This window comes from Streptomyces sp. McG3, from assembly GCF_018619185.1.
Lineage (GTDB): Bacteria > Actinomycetota > Actinomycetes > Streptomycetales > Streptomycetaceae > Streptomyces.
This window is the reverse complement of the sequence record NZ_JAAXYC010000127.1, coordinates 1-21914: the sequence shown is the minus strand read 5'-3', so window position 1 is coordinate 21914 and position 21914 is coordinate 1. Positions and strand designations below refer to the sequence as shown.

The 21914-nt window shown below is 73.5% G+C and carries 19 protein-coding genes; 8 read left to right on the top strand and 11 right to left on the bottom strand.

The annotated features are described in order from the left end of the window. Positions 1 to 3: 3 nt before the first annotated feature. Positions 4 to 2103, bottom strand: coding sequence for a helicase-associated domain-containing protein (locus tag HET64_RS20870; protein WP_251145626.1), 2100 nt, complete (start codon positions 2101 to 2103; stop codon positions 4 to 6). A gap of 54 nt (positions 2104 to 2157) precedes the next feature. On the opposite strand from HET64_RS20870, the gene HET64_RS20865 reads away from it, so the two are divergent. Beyond that, positions 2158 to 3606: a hypothetical protein gene (locus HET64_RS20865; protein ID WP_215107784.1), complete on the top strand. Its 1449-nt coding sequence runs from the start codon at positions 2158 to 2160 to the stop codon at positions 3604 to 3606. Between the two features lie 119 nt (positions 3607 to 3725). Here the strand turns inward: HET64_RS20865 and HET64_RS20860 are convergent, their stop codons facing one another. From HET64_RS20860 to HET64_RS20845, 4 genes are read right to left on the bottom strand one after another with little or no spacing between them, the layout of a single operon-like run. Beyond that, positions 3726 to 4700, bottom strand: coding sequence for an ABC transporter substrate-binding protein (locus HET64_RS20860; RefSeq protein ID WP_215107782.1), 975 nt, complete (start codon positions 4698 to 4700; stop codon positions 3726 to 3728). A gap of 1 nt (position 4701) precedes the next feature. Next, a complete protein-coding gene (locus HET64_RS20855; protein WP_215107780.1) occupies positions 4702 to 5574 on the bottom strand; it encodes an ABC transporter ATP-binding protein in 873 nt (290 codons plus the stop codon). Next, positions 5571 to 6647, bottom strand: coding sequence for an iron chelate uptake ABC transporter family permease subunit (locus tag HET64_RS20850; RefSeq protein ID WP_215107778.1), 1077 nt, complete (start codon positions 6645 to 6647; stop codon positions 5571 to 5573). Before HET64_RS20850 ends, HET64_RS20855 begins: the two co-directional genes overlap by 4 nt. Beyond that, on the bottom strand, positions 6644 to 7684 hold the full coding sequence (locus HET64_RS20845) for an iron ABC transporter permease (protein ID WP_215107776.1): 1041 nt from the start codon (positions 7682 to 7684) through the stop codon (positions 6644 to 6646). Before HET64_RS20845 ends, HET64_RS20850 begins: the two co-directional genes overlap by 4 nt. Positions 7685 to 7851: 167 nt before the next feature. On the opposite strand from HET64_RS20845, the gene HET64_RS20840 reads away from it, so the two are divergent. After that, complete coding sequence (locus HET64_RS20840; RefSeq protein WP_215107774.1) at positions 7852 to 8511, top strand: HAD family hydrolase; 660 nt, start codon at positions 7852 to 7854, stop codon at positions 8509 to 8511. 12 nt (positions 8512 to 8523) lie between these two features. Here HET64_RS20840 and HET64_RS20835 read toward each other — a convergent pair whose 3' ends face one another. Then, the gene (locus tag HET64_RS20835; protein ID WP_215107772.1) at positions 8524 to 8763 is read right to left on the bottom strand and encodes a hypothetical protein; all 240 of its coding nucleotides are present in this window, start codon (positions 8761 to 8763) and stop codon (positions 8524 to 8526) included. A gap of 176 nt (positions 8764 to 8939) precedes the next feature. Here HET64_RS20835 and HET64_RS39680 point away from each other — a divergent pair, with 176 nt between their 5' ends. Continuing rightward, positions 8940 to 9323, top strand: a complete 384-nt coding sequence (locus HET64_RS39680; RefSeq protein ID WP_006126557.1) for a cold-shock protein — start codon at positions 8940 to 8942, stop codon at positions 9321 to 9323. Between the two features lie 47 nt (positions 9324 to 9370). On the opposite strand, the gene HET64_RS20825 is transcribed toward HET64_RS39680, so the two are convergent. From HET64_RS20825 to HET64_RS20805, 5 genes are read right to left on the bottom strand one after another with little or no spacing between them, the layout of a single operon-like run. Beyond that, positions 9371 to 9985: a hypothetical protein gene (locus HET64_RS20825; RefSeq protein WP_215107770.1), complete on the bottom strand. Its 615-nt coding sequence runs from the start codon at positions 9983 to 9985 to the stop codon at positions 9371 to 9373. 23 nt (positions 9986 to 10008) lie between these two features. Beyond that, a complete protein-coding gene (locus HET64_RS20820) occupies positions 10009 to 10887 on the bottom strand; it encodes a 1,4-dihydroxy-6-naphthoate synthase (RefSeq protein WP_215107768.1) in 879 nt (292 codons plus the stop codon). Continuing rightward, the gene (locus HET64_RS20815) at positions 10865 to 11572 is read right to left on the bottom strand and encodes a futalosine hydrolase (protein ID WP_215107766.1); all 708 of its coding nucleotides are present in this window, start codon (positions 11570 to 11572) and stop codon (positions 10865 to 10867) included. The genes HET64_RS20820 and HET64_RS20815 overlap by 23 nt, the downstream gene beginning before the upstream one ends. 53 nt (positions 11573 to 11625) lie before the next feature. Continuing rightward, positions 11626 to 12102: a DUF2771 domain-containing protein gene (locus HET64_RS20810; RefSeq protein ID WP_215107764.1), complete on the bottom strand. Its 477-nt coding sequence runs from the start codon at positions 12100 to 12102 to the stop codon at positions 11626 to 11628. A 27-nt stretch (positions 12103 to 12129) separates the two neighbouring features. After that, entirely contained in the window at positions 12130 to 13566 is a 1437-nt protein-coding gene (locus HET64_RS20805; RefSeq protein ID WP_215107762.1) for an MFS transporter, read from the bottom strand. Positions 13567 to 13982: 416 nt separating this feature from the next. Here HET64_RS20805 and HET64_RS20800 point away from each other — a divergent pair, with 416 nt between their 5' ends. From HET64_RS20800 to HET64_RS20780, 5 genes are all read left to right on the top strand, one after another. Beyond that, positions 13983 to 14915, top strand: coding sequence for a DUF3027 domain-containing protein (locus tag HET64_RS20800; protein WP_308370252.1), 933 nt, complete (start codon positions 13983 to 13985; stop codon positions 14913 to 14915). A gap of 524 nt (positions 14916 to 15439) precedes the next feature. Next, on the top strand, positions 15440 to 18652 hold the full coding sequence (locus tag HET64_RS20795; protein WP_215107785.1) for a sacsin N-terminal ATP-binding-like domain-containing protein: 3213 nt from the start codon (positions 15440 to 15442) through the stop codon (positions 18650 to 18652). 215 nt (positions 18653 to 18867) lie between these two features. Beyond that, positions 18868 to 19614 carry a calcium-binding protein gene (locus HET64_RS20790; RefSeq protein WP_215107760.1) on the top strand — a complete coding sequence of 249 codons (747 nt, stop codon included), beginning with the start codon at positions 18868 to 18870 and terminating at the stop codon, positions 19612 to 19614. 203 nt (positions 19615 to 19817) lie between these two features. Continuing rightward, on the top strand, positions 19818 to 20696 hold the full coding sequence (locus HET64_RS20785; RefSeq protein ID WP_215107759.1) for a calcium-binding protein: 879 nt from the start codon (positions 19818 to 19820) through the stop codon (positions 20694 to 20696). 212 nt (positions 20697 to 20908) lie between these two features. After that, a complete protein-coding gene (locus HET64_RS20780) occupies positions 20909 to 21763 on the top strand; it encodes a calcium-binding protein (RefSeq protein WP_215107758.1) in 855 nt (284 codons plus the stop codon). The last annotated feature ends 151 nt before the right edge of the window (positions 21764 to 21914 follow it).

Genomic DNA, 21914 nt, shown 5'->3' with positions numbered 1-21914 from the left:
GCGTCAGATGTGTATAAGGGACAGGGGCGGGGTGCGGCGGGCGCCGGCACGGGTGATCAGGACGTCGCCCTCGGCGGATTCGGCGGCCGGCGCGTAGCCCATGTCGCGCAGGGCCTCCAGGAGGGAGCCGGGGTCGGCCTGGGAGGCCAGGACCGTGGGTGCCAGGCGGCGGAGGCGGAGCCCGGTGGAGCGGCGGTCGGCCAGGATCTCGTTGAGGACCGCCTCGTCGTCGCAGCGCACGTACGCGGACGCCGATCCGATCCGCAGGTGGCCGTGGCGGCGGGCCACGTCGTCGATCAGGTAGCTCAGCGGCTGCGGCACCGGCGTACGGCTGTGCGCGGCCAGGAACGCGTGCAGGTCGGCCGCCGCCTGCCCGGCGTCCAGGGCGCGGCGCACCGAGCCGGGCGTGAAGCGGTACACCGTCGCCCCGCCCTTCGACTCCACGTCGGCCAGGACCGAGAGCGTCTCCGCCAGGGGGCGTTCCAGCGGGCCGGGCGCCACCGCCGTCAGGTCGGCCTGGAGCAGGACGTGGTCCAGGGGCTCGGGGACGAGCGGCGCGAGGCGGGCCGCCGCCGCGCCCGGGCCCTCGTCCAGCAGCGCGCGGGCCTGTGCGGAGAGTGCGCCCCGGCCCGTGACGCCCAGCAGCTCCGCCTCGTTGAGCGTCCACAGGGCGAGGCGGGAGCGGAGGTCCGCCCCCTCGCCCGCGCCGGTCGGAGGGGTCGCGCCGCCGCGCAACGGGCGTTCCCAGCGCAGCCGTCGCAGCAGGGTCTCGGCGTCCGGCGCGGTGCCCGGCGGGAGTTCGGCGAAAAGGGCCAGGACCCGGCGGCGTACGTCGGGGGCGGCCGAGCGGTCCAGTTCCGGGCCGAGTGCGGACAGCGCCCGGCCCTTGGCGTCCTGGCCGCCGACCAGGCCCGGGGTCCGGGTGGCCGCGAGCCAGGCGGTGGCCAGATGCGTCCAGCGGTCCTCGGCGGGCAGGTCGAGCCACTCGTCGGAGGCCGGCGTCGGCGCGTACCGCTCCTCGGGCTCCCCGTCGGAGGCCAACAGGCCTGCCCCGTAGGCGAGCTCGATCCAGAACGCGGCGATCGGCTCGGTCACGTCGAGGGAGTTCGCGGCGCGCTTCAGCTCCCGGACGCTCAGTCCGCCCGCGCGCAGGATCGCGGGGCCGCCGCCGTTCCAGAGTTTCAGCAGTTCCTCGACCGTGGACAGCGCCGTGAACGCCTGCCCGGCCGCCGCCCTGTCCACAGCCTGTGGATCGCGTGTCGCGGCCGCCGCGACGGCCGGGGGGACCGGTTCGGGTACGCGGTGCGCGCGCCCGGCGCGCAGATGCAGGGCCGCCTCGCGCGGCAGGACCACCGTGCGGGTGGAGACCGGCAGCAGCAGGCCCCGGTCGCGCAGCCACTTCACGGGGGGAGTGGGGTTGGGCGTGACCTCCCCGTACGGCGGGCCCCACACCAGCCGGTCCAGGACCGACAGCGCCTCCACCGGTGCGGTGTCCAGCAGTTCCGCCATCCGCGTCCGGTCCGTGAACAGGGCGGCGAGCGCGGCCACCGCGGACACCGGGTCGTGCGTGGCGGGCAGACCGGTCGTCGCCAGGATCTCCTGGAGCCGGCCCGGCGACATCCCGGCCGTCGCCTCGGAGACCGTGGGGCCCAGGCCCGTGGGCGAGGGGTGCTGCGGGGACGGGGCGAGCAGTTCGCGGGCCGTGCGCACCAGCCGCAGCCGGTCGGCCTCGCCCCAGACCAGGGCCTGTTCGCGCAACGTCGAGAGCGCGCCCGGCAGCGCGGCGGTGATCGCCGCCCCCGCGTCGTCGCGCTGGTCGCCGTCGTCCAGGCCGTCGCCCGTGAGCAGGGAGAGCAGCGCGTCGTACGGGGCCGGGTCCGGGGCCACCGCCAGCGCCTCGGCGGTCTGCAGCGCGAACCGGTCCAGGCGTTCCAGTGCGCGGACGACGGAGGCCCGCGTGCCGGCCCGCGTCGCGAGCTGGGTGATGTCGTTCGGCACCGGATTGAGGAGGTCGGGGCGGGCACGCAGCAGCCCGGCCAGCGATTCGTCGCCCCGGGCGCGCAGGGCTTCGGCGAGCGTGCGCGGTGGTGTGGTCGTCCCCATCCGTCCCACGGTAGCCGCTGGAACGCTACCGTCGGGGCAGGGCCGGTAGAGGGGATGCACCGCGTGGGGATCGAGAGTGACCAGCTCGTCTACGACTACCTGAGCCGGGTCGGCGACCTGGCTCAGCGGCAACAGCTGTCGTCGGGCGCCCGGATGCGCCTGGTTTCGACACTTCGGGGTGAGATCGACCGGCAGCGCGGCGTGGAGGGCGCGGACTCCCCGGCGACCGTGCGGCGCATCATCGGCAGGCTGGGCAGCCCGGACGAACTGGTCGCCGCGGCGGCGGAGTCGGCCGACGGCACGGTCACCCTGCCGACCGCCGGGACCGGGAGCGGGGGCGGCGAGCAGCAGCGGCGGACCTCCCTCCCCCGCCCCCGGGGCGGACTCTTCCGCAAGGAGCCGAAGGAGCCGGGGAAGCCGAAGGAGCCCGCTCCGGGGGCGGGGGACGGCCGGGCGGCGAAGGCCCTCGGGAAGCCGAAAGCCGGTTTCGGGTGGGGCGCGTCGCGCGGCGGTCCCGGGGACGGCGCCGGCAGCGCTCCGGGCGGCGCTTCCGACCGTGCGTCCGGTGGTGCCTCCGACCGGGCTTCCGACCGTGCGTCCGGTGGCGCCTCCGACCGGGCTTCCGACCGTGCGTCCGGTGGTGCCTCCGACCGGGCTTCCGACCGTGCGTCCGGTGGCGCCTCCGACCGGTCCCCCGACCGTGCTCCCGGTGCGCGGTCCGCCGCCGTGCCCGGTCCGGCTCCCGCCCCGGACGACCATGCCGACGGCGGCGGCTTCCCTGTCCGCGACTGGCCCGATCCCTCCGCCCCGCACATGCTCGGCCAGGACCAGCAGGGGGACGCGGACGCGACCGACTGGTGGCGCCTGGAGCCGGGCCCCTTCGACGAGGGGACCGCCATCCCCGGCTTCTTCGGCGGCATCGAGGCCCCGGAGCTGCTCGGGAGGCGGCCGCGGGCCATCGAGAAGGACGGGCGGGACGAGAAGGGCGAGAAGGACGAGAAGGACGAGAAAGGCGCGGCGGGCGGGGCCGACGAGGCGGACGGGAAGGCCGGGGCCGGGACCGCCGCGCGCCGCCGTGCCCTGCGCGTCCTGAAGCTCCGCCGCCGCAAGAAGGCGACCGCGGTGGTCGTCGAGCCCGGGGCCGCCGCCTCCGCCCCCCGCGGCGGCTTCGCCCATCCACTGCTGCTCCTGGCCGCCGTCCTGCTCGTCGCCGGTGTGGTCACCGGTTCCTGGCTGCCCCTGGCGGGCGGCTGGCTGATCGCGTACAGCTCGCGCACCCTCTCCCGCACGGAGGCGAAGTGGGCGGCGCTCGGCCTGCCGGGCGTGGTGGCGGCCGGGGCCCTCGCCTGGGTGTGGGGGCGGATGGAGGGGCGCTGGGGCGAGCCGATCCGCGAGGGCGCCATGCGGGACGTCCTGCTGGACACCTGGCCGGTGGTCGTCCGCGTCGCCGCCGTCGCCTCCGCGCTCTACCTGGTGTGGCGGGCGCGGAGGCGGGCCGGCTGAGCGGGGCCCGTTCCGGCCGGGCGCAGCACCGGATGAGGGCTGGGGGTCTTCCGTTCGATCAGGTCGGATCAGGTCGGATCGGGGACCCCGCGAGCCCGGCGTGATCCGAACGCGAGGCCCTACTTCGTCATGCTGGCCTCGAACTCCTCCAGGATCTTGCCGGCGGCCGTGTAGCCGATGCCCGCGATCCACAGGCGGTCGTCGACCTTGAAGACCTTGTCGTCCTCGGTCGCCTTCAGCCCCTTCCACAGGCCGCTGTTCATCGTCTTCGTCGTCCCGGCCTTGCCCGGGTCGCCGTACGTCGACGTGAAGATGACATCCGCGTCCGCGAGGTCGATCTTCTCGGGCGACACGTCGTACGAGAACCCGTCCTTCGCCTTGTCCGTGATCGCGGGGCGGCCGGTGCCGATGTCGGCGAGGATCGAGCCGATGTAGTTCTGCTTGCCGTAGATACGGATCTCGGCGCCCTCGACGAAGCGGACGAAGTTGACGTCCGTCGCGGCGGCCTTCTCCTTGCCGCCCAGCGCCTCCGTCACCTTCGCCACCTGCGTGTCGTACGTGGCGAGGACCTTCTTGGCCTCGGCCTGCCTGCCGAGCGCCTCCGCGTGCACCTGGAAGTTCTCCTTCCAGGCGCTGCCGGTCGCCTCCGTCATCACGGTCGGGGCGATCTTGCTCAGTTCGTCGTAGCGTTCCCCGTCGCGGACCTTGCTGGTGAGGATCAGGTCCGGCTTGAGCGCGGCGACGGACTCCAGGCTGGCGTTGGCGATCTCGCCGACCGGGGTGATGTCCTTCGTCTCGCTCGCGGGGAGGTAGGAGGGGAAGGCGTCCTCGGACGCCGAGTGCGTCGCGCCGACCGGCCGGACGCCGAGGGTGATCGCGGAGTCCAGCTCGCCGGAGTCCAGGACGACGACCCGCTTCGGCGACGCGGGCACGTCGACGTCCCCGTTCGCGGTGGAGACGGTGCGCGTCTTCGCCGGGGAGCCGGAGGAGTCCGCTGCCGGGTCCGACGAGCCGCAGCCGGCGAGGGCGATCGCGGCGGTCACGGCGAGGGAGCCGGCGACGAGGGCACGGCGGTCGCGGAGGAAGGACGTCATGTCACAGACCTTTCTGGGAGGGGGAGCCCGCCGGGGACGGGCTCCAGGGGGCACTCGGGACGACGAGCGGCGAACCCGTCACCGGGTCCGGGACGATCACCGCCTCCAGGCCGAAGACCTCGGCGACGAGCTCGGCGGTGACGACGTCCCCGGGCCGGCCCTCGGCGACGATCCGGCCCTCCTTCATGGCGACCAGGCGGTCCGCGTACCGGGCGGCCTGGTTGAGGTCGTGGAGCACGGTGACGACCGTGCGGCCCCGGGTGCCGTCGGCGGCGGGGGAGGCCAACTGGCGTACCAGGTCGAGGACTTCCACCTGGTGCGCGATGTCGAGATACGTCGTCGGCTCGTCGAGCAGCAGCAGGTCCGTCTCCTGGGCCAGGGCCATCGCGATCCACACCCGCTGGCGCTGACCGCCCGACAGCTCGTCCACCGGCCGGTCGGCCAGCGCCGTGACGTCGGTACGGGCCATCGCGTCGGTCACCGCCCGCTCGTCCTCGTCCGACCACTGCTGCCACCAGCTCTGGTGCGGCTGACGGCCCCGCGCGACCAGGTCGGAGACGGTGATCGCCTCGGGCGCGACCGGGGTCTGCGGGAGCAGCCCGATGGACCGGGCGATCTGCTTCGTGGGTATCCGGGCCAGCTCCGTACCGTCCAGCAGGACCGCCCCGCCGCGCGGCTTCAGCAGCCGGCCGAGCGCCCGCAGGGTGGTGGACTTGCCGCAGGCGTTCGGCCCGACGATGACGGTGACCTGCCCGTCGGGCACGGTGAGGTCCAGTTCGTGGACCACGGTGCGGTCCTCGTACGCGAGGGTCAGGGAGCGCGTGGCGAGCCTGCCGGTCCGCTGCGCCGTGTCGGTCGTCGGGCTCGGGCTCATGCGGTGCCTCCACTGCGGCCGCGGTGACCGCGGATGATCAGCCAGATCAGGTACGGGGCGCCGACCGCCGCCGTGAGGACGCCCACGGGCAGTTCGGTGGGCGAGAACAGCTTGCGGGCGAGCAGGTCGCCGAGGACGACGATCACCGCGCCCAGCAGCGCCGAGGACAGCAGCGGGATCTGCGCGGTCCGGGTCAGCCGGCGGGCGACCTGCGGGGCGAGCAGCGCCACGAAGTCCACCGGGCCCGCCGTACCCGTCGCCACGGACGCCAGGACCACGCCGAGCGCGACGAGTCCCAGCCGTACGCGCCCCAGGCGCACGCCCAGCGCGGTGGCGGTGTCGTCGTCCATCGCGACGGTGCGCTGCGCGCGGGCCGCCCAGGCGATGGCGGGCAGCAGGATCAGCAGCGTCCAGCCGATCGGGGCGGCCTCCGACCAGCCGCGCCCGTTCAGCGAACCGGTCATCCAGATCTGCGCCTGCTGGGCGACCAGGTAGTCGCCCTTGGTCAGGAACAGCGTGGTCACCGACCGCAGCGCGATGGCGAAGCCGATGCCGATGAGGACGAAGCGGGTGGCGTGCAGGCCGCCGCGCCACGCGAAGACGTACACGAGGGCCGCCGCCGCGATGCCGCCGACGACGGAGAGGTAGGGCAGGACGGTGTACGAGGTGATGCCGAAGGTCATCGCACCGACCGTGAGCGCGCTGGCGCCCTGGCTGATGCCGATGATGTCGGGGCTGGCCAGCGGGTTGCGGGCCACCGTCTGGATCAGCGCCCCGGCGATCCCGAACGCGGCGCCCACCAGCAGCCCGACGACCATGCGCGGCAGCCGCAGCGTGCCCACGACCAGCTCGGCCGACGACGGCTGCCCGAGGATCACCTTCACGACCTCGCCGGGTGCGACGAAGCTCTCGCCGACGCAGAGGTAGACGACGCAGACGGCGGCCAGGAGCACGACGAGTGCGGCCGCGACGACGGAGGCCCGCCGGTGCAGCAGGAACCGGCCGCGCGGACCGGCCTTCACGACGGAGTAGCCGGCGGGCCGGACCCGTACGGCCGTTGACGTATCGCTCATGCGGGCACCGCCTTCCGGCGTACGAGGGCGACCAGGAACGGCACCCCGATCAGGGCCGTCATCACGCCCGCCGGGACCTCGCCCGGCGGGAACACGATCCTGCCGACGACGTCCGAGACCAGCAGCATCACGGGCCCGATCAGCGCCGCCATGGGCAGCACCCAGCGGTGGTCGTTGCCGACGACCGCGCGGGCGATGTGCGGGACGGCGAGGCCGATGAACGCGATCGGTCCGGCGGCGGCGACCCCGACCCCGGTCAGCACGGTCGCCCCGATGCCGCCGACGATCCGGACCGCCGCGACGTTCTGCCCGAGCCCCTTCGCCACGTCCTCGCCGAGCGCGAGCGCGTCCAGGCCGCGGGCGACGGAGAGCACGAGGACCGCCCCGAGGAGGAGGAACGGCCACACCTGCTGGACGACGTCCGCCTCCCGACCCGCGATCGAGCCGACCTGCCAGAAGCGGAACTCGTCCAGCGCCGCGGCGTTCGTCGTGAGGATTCCCACCGTCACCGACACCAGCAGCGCGTTGATCGCCGCACCGCCGAGCGCGAGCTTCACCGGGGTCGCGCCGCCGCGCCCGCTGGAGGCGATGGCGTAGGCGGCGACCGAGGCGAGCGCCGCGCCCGCGAAGGCGAACCACACGTACCCGGTCAGCGTGTGGACCCCCGCGAACGCGATGGCCATCACCACCGCCACCGAAGCGCCCTGGCTGATGCCGAGGATGCCGGGATCGGCGATGGGGTTACGGGTGATCCCCTGGAGCACCGTGCCCGCGAGGGCCAGCGCCGCGCCGACCATCAGCCCGATGAGCGTGCGCGGCACCCGCATCGTGCGGATCACCTCGGCGGCGTCGGAGTGCCCGCCGTGCAGCAGGACGTCGAACACCTCGCCCGGAGGGATGGAACGCGCCCCCACGGCGAGGCTCAGCAGGACCGCCAGCAGCAGGGCGAGCACGGCCGCGGCCGTCGAGGCGGCACGTCGGGAGAGGCGGGGCGTACGGGGTGGCGCGGCGGTCCGCACGGGCGCTGACGCTGACATTTCACCCAATCGGGACGGACGCGGACGTGACGGAACGGGAGGGAACGCCGGGGCGCGGGGCCAGGACGGTAAGGCTTGGCTAAGTGCGCTTCTCAGTCTAAGCGGCGGCATTTCGGAGCCGACGGGGGCTTCGGGACAGCTCCCGGCCGGTCGGCACAATGGCAGGCATGGCTTCCTTGGATCAGAACACTCCCCAGCACCCGCGTCAGCACCCCTTGACGGTCGGCTTCGACCTCGACATGACGCTCGTCGACTCCCGGCCCGGTATCGCGGCCGCCTACCGGGCGCTGTCCGCGGAGACGGGGGTGGAGATCGACGTCGACCTGGTGGTGAGCCGGATCGGCCCGCCGCTGGAGACGGAGCTGGCGCACTGGTTCCCGGCCGGCCGGGTGGCCGCCGCGGCCGACCGTTACCGGGAGATCTACCCCGACCACGCGATAGCCCCGAGCACGGCGCTCGCCGGGGCACGGGAGTCGGTGGCCGCGGTGCGGGCGCTCGGCGGCCGGGCGATCGTCGTCACGGCGAAGTACGAGCCGAACGCGAAGCTGCACCTGGCCCACCTCGGTATCGAGCCGGACACGGTGGTCGGCTGGCTGTGGGCGGAGGCCAAGGGCGAGGCGCTGCGCGAGCACGGCGCGCAGGTGTACGTCGGCGACCACACCGGCGACGTACGCGGGGCCCGGGTCGCCGGTGCGCTGTCGGTCGCGGTCACGACGGGCCCGTGCGACGCGGCGGAGCTGCGGACGGCGGGCGCGGACGTGGTGCTGGAGGACCTGACGGGCTTCCCGGCCTGGCTGGCCGCCTTCGAGGCGGACCGGATGGCGTGACGCGGAGGGGCGTCAGGCGCGGTTCGCGGCCCGTTTCGGGGAGTTGGACCAGGCCGAGCGCACGACGCCCGCCCCGGCGATCAGGAACCCGACGCCCATCAGCATGCAGACCGCGTACGCGACCGGAGGGAACGGGTCCGTACCCAGGAACAAGGGGGCCACGGTGACCAGAGTGGCCAGTGCGCCGACGAAGAAGACGATCGCGCCGACCTGAACGAGCCGGTCACCTGCGCCTGAAGGAGTAGTACTCACGCGACCAGGGTAGTTCCCAGCCCGGAGGAACTCTCCGGCGACGTCTTGTCACCGGCCGGGGGCCCATTAGCCTGGGACCGGGCGGGTCATGGTGACCCGCTGTACTGCTATCCGGAGCCGTTTCCCCGGGGACCGGCTCTTTCCGCACACCGACGAGTACGAGGACGAGGACAGACGTGCCCACCGGCAAGGTCAAGTGGTTCAACAGCGAGAAGGGCTTCGGCTTTCTCTCCCGCGACGACGGCGGCGACGTCTTCGTCCACTCGTCGGTTCTCCCTGCCGGAGTCGACGCCCTCAAGCCCGGCCAGCGCGTGGAATTCGGCGTGGTCGCGGGCCAGCGCGGCGACCAGGCCCTCTCCGTGGTGGTCCTCGACCCCACCCCGTCCGTCGCGGCCGCGCAGCGCCGCAAACCGGACGAGCTGGCGTCGATCGTGCAGGACCTGACGACGGTCCTGGAGAACATCACGCCGCAGCTGGAGCGGGGCCGCTACCCCGACAAGGCCGCCGGCGCGAAGATCGCGGGCCTGCTGAGGGCGGTCGCCGACCAGCTCGACGTGTAGCGGACGCAACCCGCCGATGCGCTGTCGTGGCGCGGCCCCCGCCCGGGTCAGGCCTGGCTCTCCGCGAAGAGCCGGGTGGACCTGCCCAGGGCCGCGCGCACAGCGCCCGAGCGGGTCAGCGGCGCGCGGTCGACACCGGCGAAGAGCGTGACGAGCACGATGTCCGCGGCCACGGCCCGGCCCGTCGCCCGCACCACCAGCTTCCTTCCGCCGCCGAGCCCGGACTGCTTCGCCGTGAGGGACACACCGGGGTCCTCGTCATCGGCCCGACGGGTCAGGACGAACTGCTTCCGGTTCACCGCCCGCAGCCGGTAGTGGTCACCGCCGTACCGGAAGTGCAGGGCGCGGGCCCGGCGGGTCGGACCGAACCGGTTGCGCCGCAGGTGCACCAGGGCGTCGCCGACCCGGAGCACCGAGCGGTTGAGCGTCGGCAGGCCGGCGGCCTCGGTGTGGATGCCGCGGGTCTCGAACACCGCCGTGGGGACCGACGGGCCGCGCACCTCGGAGACCACCCTGTCCGGGGTGTACTTCCGGGGCAGCGGGGCGGTGAGGACGATCTCGCCGAACTCCGCCGCCGTGCCCCGGTAGCCCGCCCGCTGCTCGTGGGTGCGGCCTTCCTTCCAGAACGCCAGTGTGAACGGGGCGGTCGACGTGTTGTGCACCGTGAGGTGTCCTTCCGGTCCGCTCAGGGAAACGCCAGCGCGTCCGGGCCCAGCGGCGGTACGAGTCCCTCGGCCGCCGCGCGGGTCAGCAGGCCGCGGACCGCCGCGTAGCCGTCCTCACCGAGGTCGGCGGTGAACTCGTTCACGTACAGCCCGATGTGCTGGTCCGCTACGGCCGGGTCCATCTCCTGGGCGTGCTCCAGGACGTACGGGCGCGAGACCTCCGGGTGGTCCCAGGCCAGCCGGACCGAGCTGCGGACCGAGTCGGCCAGGCGGCGCAGGGTCTCCTCGCCGAGGGAGCGCCTGGCGATGATCGCGCCGAGAGGGATCGGGAGGCCCGTGGTGTCCTCCCAGTGCCGGCCCATGTCGGCGAGGTTGTGCAGACCGAAGTTCCGGTACGTGAAACGGGCCTCGTGGATGACCAGGCCCGCGTCGACCTTGCCGTCCCGGACGGCGGGCATGATCTCGTCGAACGGCATCACGACGACCTCGCCGACGCCGCCCGGCACCATCTCCGCCGCCCAGAGCCGGAACAGCAGGTACGCCGTCGAGCGCTCGCTCGGCACGGCGACGGTCCGGCCCGTCAGGTCGAGGCCCAGCTCCTTGGTGAGGACCAGCGGACCGCAGCCCCGGCCCAGCGCCCCGCCGCACGGCAGCAGCGCGTAGTCGTCGAGCACCCACGGCAGCACGGCGTAGGACACCTTCAGGACGTCCAGCTCACCGCGCTCGGCCATGCCGTTGGTGATGTCGATGTCGGCGAAGGTCACGTCCAGCGCGGGCGCGCCGGGGACCCTGCCGTGCGCCCAGGCGTCAAAGACGAAGGTGTCGTTGGGGCAGGGGGAGAAGGCGATCTCGATCGCGTCCCCGGCCGGGCCCCGGCTAGCTGTGGTGTCGGTCGTCATGCCGGTTCCAACCTTCCAGTACGGGTGCGGTCTTCCCGAACGCGTCCGTCAGCGCCGCCAGCGCGTCGCCGATGCGCCAGGCGTCCCGGTCGCGGGGGCCCACGGCGTTCGACACGGCCCGCAGTTCGAGTACGGGCACCTCGGCCCGGGCGGCGGCCTCCGCGACCCCGAAGCCCTCCATCGCCTCGGCCAGCGCCCCCGGGTGCGCGGCGAGCAGGTCCGCGGCGCGCTCGGCGGTGCCCGTCACGGTGGAGACGGTGAGGACGGGGCCGGCGGCGGCGCCCGCGGCGGCCGCCACCTCCCGTACGAGCGCGGGCGGGGCGGAGAAGCGGTCCCGGCCGAAGCCCAGCGCGGTGACCGGCAGGAAGCCGTCGGGAGTGTCGGCGCCCAGGTCGGCGGCGACGATGTCGCTCGCCACGACCAGCGAGCCGAGCGGCGTCAGCGGGGTGAACGCCCCGCCGATCCCGGCCGAGACGACGAGTCCGTACGGCGCGGACGCCGACGCCAGGGCGAAGGCGGTGGCCGCGGCGGCGGCGGCCGGGCCCGCACCACCCGCCAGGACGTCGAACGCGCCGCCGCGGTGCAGCTCGCCCCCCGGCAGCGCCACCGTCTCCGGCGCGCCCCCGAACGCACGCGTGACCGCGTCCCGTTCCACCGGGACAGCGGTCACGACCAGCACACGCATGGGTACAGCCTCAAGGGTCGAGGACGGGGGAAGGGCGCTCCTCGGTGAGCGGGTCAGTCCTTCTTGAGCTCGAACTGCCAGATGCCCGTGAGCTTCTTGCCCTTGGTCTCCACGATGGAGATGTTCGTCTTCTCGGACGGCTGGCCCGTCTGGCTGGCGAAGAAGGCGCTGCCGGGGATCGTCCGGTAGGTCTTCTTGTACGGCTCCTGCTCGGCCTGCTGGCCGTTGATGAAGAGCGTCCAGCCGTTCTCGGCGATCTCGGGGTCGACGCCGAAGCGGACCTTGTCGTCCATGGAGACCGTGAGGGACTTCTCGGCCTTCTTGTTCAGGCAGCCCTGGATCAGGGACTCCTTGATCGCATCGCCGTCGTTGTAGCAGGCGGCCTCGGTGTTCACCGAGTCGCTGCCGACCGTCACGGTGGCGAGCGGCGTCGGCTTGTCGCAGGCGGACAGGACAAGGAGTCCCGCGGACACGGCACCAAGAGCGACGCCGATTCGACGGCCCTTACCGGAGAAGAACGCAACGGTCATGGGCCGAAGGCTATCGGTCGCCCCCGCTCATGCCACGCGGGGGTGCGGCGTGCCGCGCCGCGCGGCCCCCAGGAGGCCCCGTACGGACGTGGCCGCGCCGAGCGCGAGAATGCCCGCGGCGACCGACATGCCGAGCACCGCGTTGAGCGGCAGGGCGATGCCGATCCCGCCGCCGACCACCCACGCCATCTGGAGCAACGTCTCGGACCGGGCGAACGCCGAGGTGCGGACCTCCTCGGGCACGTCCCGCTGGATCATCGCGTCGAGCGACAGCTTGGACAGGGCCTGGGTGAAGCCGGCGACCGCGCCGAGCGCGGCGACCAGCACCGTGGAGAAGAAGACCGCGGCCAGGACCGCCATGCTCAGGGCGAGCCCCAGCACCGTCGCGATGATCACCTCGGGGCCGCGGGCCCGCAGCCAGGAGCCCACCGCCGTACCGCAGGCGTTGCCGACGCCCGCCGCCACGCCGACGATGCCGAGCGAGACCGCCGCGCTCTGCCCGGCCAGCGGGTGCTCGCGCAGCAGGAACGCCAGGAAGAAGATGAGGAAGCCGGAGAGGGCCCGGTGCGCGGCGTTGGCCTGGAGCCCGTGCAGGACGGACCCGCCGACGGACCGCAGGCCCGGCGGCCGCTCCCTGGCCGGTTTCTCCCTGTTGCCGCCCCTGCGGAGGCCCGCCCGGGTGCTGCCCCTGCCGGGGGCGGGCCGCGGCGTGGTGTCCTCGTGGTGCGGGACGATCAGCCGCGCCCGGCGCTCGCCCTTCGCGGAGTCGACCTTGGGCGGCAGGGTGAAGGCGAGGAACGTGCCCGCGACGAAGATCGCGCAGGCGCCGTAGAGCGGCCACGGCGAGCCGATGGCCTGGAGGCCCGCCCCGATCGGGGCCGCCACCCCGGTGGCCAGCAGCCCCGCCAGGGTCACCCGGGAATTGGCCTTCACCAGGGAAAACTTGGGTGGCAGCAGCCGTGGCACGACCGCGCTGCGCACCACGCCGTACGCCTTCGACGAGACCAGGACGCCCAGCGCGGCCGGATACAGCTCCAGGCCCCCCGTGGCGACCGCGCCCGACATGGTGATCGCCAGCAGCGCCCGGGCCAGCATCGCGCCCGCCATCGCGGCGCGCCGGCCGTGCGGCAGCCGGTCCAGGAGCGGGCCGATCACCGGGGCGAGCAGGGTGAAGGGGGCCATGGTGATGGCGAGGTAGAGGGCCACCCTGCCCCGCGCCTCGTCCGTGGGCACCGAGAAGAAGACGGTGGAGGCGAGCGCGACCGTGATCATGACGTCGCCCGCGCCGTTCACCGCGTGCAGTTCGATCAGTTTTCCGAGGCCGGATTCCCCCGCGCCGTGGGCGTGCGTCGCCTTGCGGATACCGCGCGCCGTGCCGGTGAACGGGGCGCGCAGGGCATGGCCCGTCGCCCGTCCCGCCCTGCGGAGCGGGCCGGGACCGTCGTGCGACCTGGCGGCAGTCACCCCGTCATAGTGCCCCAACCCTGGCCGGTATGAACGGTGATCGGCCGCGGACGCGCGTGTGACGCCCTGTCGGACGAGCCCGCCGGAACCGTCCGGGGCCCTGCCGCCACCGCCGTCCGATCGGCATCGGCGGGAAGACGGCGCGAACGGATACGGCACGTTTGGGACGGGCAGGTGGGCGCAGCGCGGCGGAGAGGGTAGCGTGCGTAACGCGCCACCGGCGGTTGTTCTTGGCCGCGCGCCTCTCGGCGATCCCGCAGAATGGATGGCAGAAGGCGCGCCCGAGGCAGGCACAACGGGTGTGGACGTCGACGCGGCCCCTTGGTCCGCTCCGCCCGCACCTGTCTGGCCGAAACGGCAATCGTGCAGCAGCTGGCGCGCTCGTGAGACTGGCGTATGGAGAGAAGCGAAGACCTGTGAGTGCTGCGACGACGACGCGAAGCCGTACGGCCCGGACCCCCGTTCCCGACCGCCTGTGCGCCGAGGCGGTGGACCTCGCGCGTGCGGCTGCGGAGGAGGCCGCCGCGCCCGGGGTGGTCGGTGAGCACATCGGCGTGGTCTCCGAGGGAGACCGGGTCGTCACGCACTACTTCGAGGCCAAGGAGCCCGGGTACCGGGGCTGGCGCTGGGCGGTGACGGTCGCGCGGGCCTCCCGCGCGAAGAACGTCACCCTCGACGAAACGGTGCTGCTGCCGGGGGACGACGCGCTCCTGGCGCCGGAGTGGGTCCCGTGGAGCGAGCGGCTGCGCCCCGGCGACATGGGCCCCGGCGACCTGCTGCCCACCGAGGCGGAGGACCTGCGCCTGGAGCCCGGCTGGACCGGCGAGGACGAACCGCCGCCGAACTCCGTGGTCTCCCGGGAGCTGGCGGAGCTGGTCGACTCGGAGGACGCCGAGCTGACGGACCGGCCGGTGGCCGCCACCAGCCGCGGGTCCATCGCCGCGGTCGCGGACGAGCTCGGTACGCGCCGGGCGCGGGTGCTGTCCCGGTACGGGCTGTACGCGGCGGCCGACCGCTGGGACGAGGCGTTCGGCCCGAAGACGCCGATGGCCCAGGCGGCCCCGGCGACGTGCGTCAGCTGCGCGTTCCTGATCCCGATGGCGGGCTCCCTGAAGCAGGCCTTCGGGGTGTGCGCGAACGAGTTCGGCCCGGCGGACGGGCATGTGGTGTCGCTGGCGTACGGCTGCGGCGGGCACTCGGAGGCCGCGGTGATGCCGGCGCCCCCGAAGCCGGCGCCGCACGCGCTCGACACGATGCGGGTGGACGCGTACTCGCTGCGGCCGGAGCGCGGCGGGGGCTCCGTCCCGGCCGAGCCGGACGGGGCGTCGGAGGACCTGGGCCACTCCTGACGCTCCTGCCCGCTGAGGGGTCCGGGCTTGCGGTGCCCGGAATCGCGGGGCGCCTGTTCAGCCGGTCCGGGCAAGGGTTCCGTCCTCAAACGCCGGACGGGCTGGGTGGTGGCCGGGCCGAGTGGGTGCGGTGACCCATTTCAGCCGGTCCGGCGCTTGAGGACGGAACCGTCGGTGTGGACGCGGGGTGCCGCTAGGGGGACCTGGGCCCGAGGGCCCTGTCTTCGGTGCACGCCCGCCCGGGCAAGGGTTCTGCCGGACGGGCTGGGTGGTGGCCGGGCCGGGTGGGTGCGGTGACCCATTTCAGCCGGTGCGGCGCTTGAGGACGGAACCGTCGACGTGGGTCCGGGGTGACGTTGCGGGGCCCTGTGACCACGGCCCCTGCCTGATGTGGCCGCTCACCTGAGCAAAGGTCCGTCCTCAAACGCCGGGCGGGCCGGGAAAGCGCGGTACCTTCGGGCGCACACTGGGCCGCACAGGCATACGCGGTCCCCCACCCAGCGGACGGAGTCGAGAGCGTGAGCATGAAGGCGACCGAGGGGGCCGATCCGTTCGGGACGGCACGGCTGCGGCGCGGCGTGCTCGACGCCTGGGGGGCCGGGCCCGCCCGGTTCCGGGAGGACGCCAACGCCGAGGAGGACCTCGCGCTCGGCGGCTACCGCGACCGCCTCGTCGTCGAGCTGGCCCAGAACGCCGCCGACGCCGCCGCCCGCGCCCGCGTCCCCGGCAAGCTCCGTCTCACCCTGCACCCCGCCGCCCCCGGCGACCCGGACGACCGCTGCGTGCTGGCCGCCGCGAACACCGGCGCGCCGCTCGACGCCACCGGCGTGGAGTCCCTGAGCACCCTGCGGGCCTCCGCCAAGCGCGAGGGCCACGAGTCCGCCGTCGGCCGCTTCGGCGTCGGGTTCGCCGCCGTCCTCGCGGTCAGCGACGAGCCGGCGGTGCTCGGCCGGCACGGTGGCGTGCGCTGGTCCCTGGCCGAGGCGCGCGAGCTGGCCGGGGAGGCGGCCGTCGGCAGCCCCGGCCTCGGCGACGAGCTGCGCCGCCGCGACGGACACGTACCGCTGCTGCGCCTGCCGCTGCCCGCCGAGGGCTCCGCGCCCGACGGGTACGACACCGTCGTCGTGCTGCCGCTGCGCGACGGCACCGCCGAGGACCTGGTGGCCCGGCTGCTGGCCGCCGTGGACGACGCGCTGCTGCTCACCCTGTCCGGCCTGGACGAGGTCGTCATCGAGACCCCGGACGGGACGAGGACCCTCAGCCGTTCGGCCCAGGGCCCGTACACGCACATCGACGACTCCGTCCGCGGTCCGGGCCGCTGGCGCACCGTGCTCCACCACGGGCCCATCGAGCCCGCCCTGCTGGCCGACCGCCCGGTCGAGGAGCGGCTGCGCCCGCACTGGTCGGTGACCTGGGCGGTGCCGGTCGACGAGACGGGCGCCCCGCTGCACCCCCGTACCGCACCCGTCGTGCACGCCCCGACGCCCACCGACGAGCCGCTCGGCATCCCCGCCCTGCTCATCGCCTCCCTTCCGCTGGACACCGCCCGCAGGCACCCCGCGCCGGGGCCGCTGACCGACTTCCTGGTGGAGCGGGCGGCCGACGCGTACGCGGAGCTGCTGGGCTCCTGGCGGCCGGTGTCGACCGGGACCATCGACCTGGTGCCGGGGCCGCTGGGCAAGGGCGGCCTGGACGGGGCCCTGCGCGGTGCGATCCTGGCCCGGCTGCCCCGGGTCGCGTTCCTGGAGCCCGCAGCGCCCCGGGACCCCGAGGCCGAGCCGGGCTGGGCGGACGACTGGGACCGGGACCGGACGGAGAGGACCGCCGCCGACGACACCTCCGCTCTGCGCCCCGTGGAGGCGGAGGTCGTCGAGGGCGTCGGGGCCGAGACCGTACGGGTGCTCGCCGAGGTGCTGCCCTGTCTGCTGCCCGCGGGCCTGGAGCGGCGCACCGAGCTGCGCACCCTCGGCGTCGCCCGAGTCCCCCTGACCGAGGCCATCGACCGCCTCGCCGGTCTGGAGCGCGACCCCGCCTGGTGGCACCGGCTCTACGACAGCCTCGCGGGCACCGACCCCGACCGGCTCAGCGGCCTCCCCGTCCCCCTCGCGGGCGACCCGGACGACGGGCGGGCGGGCCGTCCGCCGCGCACCACGATCGGACCGCGGCAGATCCTGCTGCCGCTTCCGGACGCCCTCACCGGCCCCGTTCTCGCCCGGCTCTCCCGGCTGGGCCTCAAGGTCGCCCACCCGGACGCCGCGCACCCGCTGCTGGAGAAGCTCGGGGCCCTGCCCGCCACGCCGCGCGCCGTGCTGACGACTCCCCAGGTGCGGGCGGCCGTCGCCGGTTCGCTGGACGCGGGGGAGATCTGGGACGAGGACGCGCTCGACGGCGACGAACTGGCCGAGACCGTGCTCACCCTGGTCCGGGACGCCGAGCTGGCCCCCGGCGACGAGCCCTGGCTCGGCGCGCTCGCCCTCCCCGACGAGGAGGGTGAGCCCGCCCCCGCCGGCGAACTGGTCCTTCCGGGAAGCCCGTTCGCACAAGTCATGCGCGAGGGTGAACTCGCCCTCGCCGACCAGGAGCTGGCCGATCGCTGGGGGGAGGGCCCGCTCACCGCCTGCGGGGTGCTCGCCACCTTCGCCCTCGTGCGGGCCACCGACGTCGTCCTGGACCCGGACGAACTGGAGCCCCGCGACAGCGACTTCGCCGAACCCGACGACGCCGGACTGCTGGACGCCGTCGACGTGTGGTGCGAGGACCTCCTCGACCAGCTGCCCGAGACCCCGGTGCCGCCCGTCGCCACCGAGATCGTCGCCGTACGGGACCTGGACCTGGTCGACGACGACGCCTGGCCGCAGGCGCTCGCGATGCTGGCGAAGCCGCCGCTGCGCGACGCGCTGACGCAGCCGGTGCGGGTGCTGCTCCCGGACGGGACGACGCAGTCCGTGCGCCCGTACACCGCGTGGTGGCTGCGCGACCACCCCGTGCTGGACGGCCGCCGCCCGGCCGGACTGCGCGCGGGAGGCGGCGACCCCCGGCTGGCCGGGCTGTACGACGCGGTGGACGCGACGGGCTTCGACGACACCCAGGTACTGCGGGCCCTCGGGGTGCGCACCTCGGTCGCGGCCCTGCTGGACGAGCCGGGCGGTGCGGCGGAACTGCTGGGCCGGCTCGCCAACGAGGACCGCCCCGTCACCCCCGTACAACTGCACGCGCTCTACACGGCGCTCGCCGAACTGGACCCGGACCGGGTGACGTTGCCGGATGAGCTGCGCGCGGTGGTGGACGGGGACGTGGCCGTGGTCGACGCGGCGGACGCCGTGATCGCGGACGCCCCGGACGTGCTGCCGCTGACGGCGGGGCTGCCGCTGCTCCCCGTGGCTCCGTCCCGGGCCGCCGAGTTGGCCGAGCTGCTCCAGGTGCGGCGCCTCGGTGAGACGGTCGAGGCGGGCGTGACGAGCGAGGGTGAGGAGCACCGCGTACCGGAGTCGGTCCGCGTCCTGCTCGGACCCGGCACCCCGGACACGTACGTCGAGCACCCGGAACTCCGCGCGGGCGGCGTCGAACTGGACTGGCGCCGCACCCCGGACGGGGTCGTCCACGCCGCGACCCTGGAGGGCGTGGCGGCCGGCCTGGCCTGGGCGGCCGGCCAGTGGCCCCGACGCTTCGAGGTCGCGGCCCTGCTGGAGGACCCGTCGCGTACGGAGGAGCTGGCGCGGGACCGCTGGTTCGACTGAGCCGGGTACCGGACGCGGAGCGCGTCCGGTACGGGGTGGTGCGGGCCCGATCAGAAGTGTCTTCACGGAAAACACATATTCGTGCACAACCCTTCACGGGTGAGGTCGGTCTGATCCGACGAGTCACAGATTGCCCTCCATGGGCAATCGCCCCATGACCGTTCGGACCGGCCTCCCCGGCTCACCCGGGAAGGCCCTTTCTCCACGGGAAACACATGCGTATGCGCACATCCGCCGGCTTCGTCGTCGCCGGCGCCCTGGCCGTCTCCGCCCTCGCCGTCCCGGCCGCTCAGGCCAGTGGCCGCTCGGGGGACACCGCCATCACGAAGGTGACGGTGAACGGCGGCGCGGCCGTCGTCGTCGGCACGTCCGGCGCCAAGAAGTTCTCGGTCACCCTCACGGCCAAGGACAACTCCGGCATCAGTGACGCGGACATCACGCTCTTCGGCCCCTCGTTCGGCATGCTGTCCCCGTCCAGCACCAGTTGCTCGGGCAACACGTGCACCGCCAAGTTCGTCGTCGACCCGAAGGTGGACCTCGCGTACAGCAACGGCGTGGCCGGGACCTGGTACGTCGACGCCTGGGTGGACGCCAACGACGGCGACTACGTGTGGACGGAGAAGGCCAAGTCCTTCAAGTTCCAGCGCGCGTCGAAGATCACGGTGAACGCCTCGCCGGAGCCGGTGAAGAAGGGCAAGACCGTCACCGTCACCGGGAAGCTCACGCGCGCCAACTGGGACACGTTCAAGGACCAGGGGTACGCCAAGCAGCCCGTGCAGCTCCAGTTCAAGAAGAAGGGCGCCAAGAGCTACTCGACCGTCAAGACGGTCAAGACCAGCGCGACGGGCGGCCTGAAGACCACGGTGAAGGCGTCCAAGGACGGCCACTGGCGCTACAGCTTCGCCGGTACGTCCACCACCCCGGCCGTGTCGGCCGGCGGTGACTACCTCGACGTCAAGTAGCGACCGGCGCGGGGCGCTCCCGGGGTGCAGGCCCCGGGAGTGCCCCGCACTCGACGTGCTTCACAGAAAAGTCACAGACTCGCACAACCGTTCACGTGGTGCGGCTGTCTGTTCCTTTGAGCCAAGAGGCTCATGGATCAGATGGGTCCCGCCGGGCTGACGACACAAGCGCGCCCCGGGACCCCTTCTCCACTTGGGGACACATGCGCATTCGTGCCACCGTGGCCGCCGTTTCCGGCGCCCTGGCCCTTTCCGCTCTCGCAGTACCGGCCGTCCAGGCCGACGAGAAGCCCGAGGCGGGCTTCAGCGTGCCGTCCGGCGCGGACGTTTTCGCCGCCGAGCCGGGCGCGCCCGCCGCCCGTGCCCGCGCCGTCCGTGCCGTCGAGACGCCCGTCATCAGGAAGGTCGTCGTCAACGGCGGCAAGGACATCGTGGTGGGCACGAAGTCCAAGCAGAAGTTCACCGTCGCGATCACGGCCTCGTCTCCGTCCGGCATAGCCGACGCATACGCCTACCTGTGGCACGGCCACATCGACGAGGTCGACGGGTTCCTCGGCCCCACGCAGCCGGCCGGCACGTGCAAGGTCTCGGCGGACCCGACCACCTCCACCTGCACCGTCTCGATCACGGTCGACCCGCGGTCCGACGACCTCTACACGAGCAGCCTCGCGGGCACCTGGAATGTCGGCGTCGGAGCGCTCGCGGACACCGGCAGCGACGAAGACTTCATCTGGAACGACACCCAGGCCAAGACCCGCGTCCAGCGCTTCTCCAAGCTGACCGTGAACGCCTCCCCGGAGCCGGTGAAGAAGGGCAAGACCCTCACCGTCACCGGGAAGCTCACGCGCGCCAACTGGGACACCAACACGTACAAGGGCTACACGGGGCAGCCCGTGAAGCTCCAGTTCAAGAAGAAGGGCGCCAAGAGCTACACGACGGTCAAGACCGTGAAGACGAGCTCGACCGGCACCCTGAAGACAACCGTCAAGGCCTCGGCCGACGGCTACTGGCGCTACAGCTTCGCCGGCACGTCCACCACCCCGGCCGTTTCCGTCGCCGGTGACTTCGTCGACGTCAAGTAGCCGCTGTCGTGCGTCCGCCGTCGGCCCCGGAAGGGGTGAGCGGCGGGCGCACGGCCGTCCGTAACGGTCTTCACGAAAAAGTCATAGATCGCACAACCATTCGCATGGTTCGACCGTCTGTTTCTGTGAGCCAAGAGGCTCATGGATCAGATGGGTCCCGCCGGGCTGACGACACAAGCGCGCCCCGGGACCCCTTCTCCACTTGGGGACACATGCGTATTCGTGCCACCGTGGCCGCCGTTTCCGGCGCCCTGGCCCTTTCCGCTCTCGCAGTACCGGCCGCGCAGGCCGATGACGGTCGTTCGTGGACCCTGGACCCCGGCTTCTCGGTCAGCCAGCCCTCCAAGGGCGAGAAGTCGAAGCAGGCGTTCGGCGCGACCGCGAAGGCCGCCGCCCCGAAGGTCACCTCGGCGGTCGTCAACGGCGGCAAGCCGATCGTGGTCGGGACCAAGTCGAAGCAGACCGTGCCCTTCACCGCCACGGCCACCGCCGACGCGGGCGTGGGCGGCGTCGCCGCGTACATCTGGATCAAGAACGACGTCGTCGGCGACATGGGCTTCGGCCCGAACGGGAAGTCGATCACCTGCAAGGCGGTCAACGCGACCACGACGACCTGCAAGGGCACCATCACCCTCGACCCGAGGGACATGGTCAGCTCCGACGCGACCTGGTGGCGCATCGGCGCGGAGGCCGTGACCGAGGAGGGTCAGGAGTTCGGCAGCGACGCGGTCTCCAAGGTCCGCGTCCAGCGCTTCTCCAAGCTGACCGTGAACGCCTCCCCGGAGCCCGTGAAGAAGGGCAAGACCATCACGGTCACCGGCAAGCTGACCCGTGCCAACTGGGACACCGGCACGTACAAGGGCTACAGCAAGCAGTCCGTGAAGCTCCAGTTCAAGAAGAAGGGCGCCAAGAGCTACTCGACCGTCAAGACGGTCAAGACCAGCTCCACCGGCACCCTCAAGTCGACCGTCAAGGCCTCGGCCGACGGCACCTGGCGCTACAGCTTCGCCGGCACGCCGAGCACCCCGGCCGTCTCGGCCAAGGGCGACTTCCTCGACGTGAAGTAGGACCGACAGGCGAAAGCCCCCGGGAGGACCACCGTCCTCCCGGGGGCTTTCCCGTGCCCGCGCTTCCCGGCGGATCGCAGGTCCGTGCCTCCCGGGGGATGCGCGGACCCGTGCCTCCCCGGGGAGGCACGGACCCCGCCCCCCCCTACAT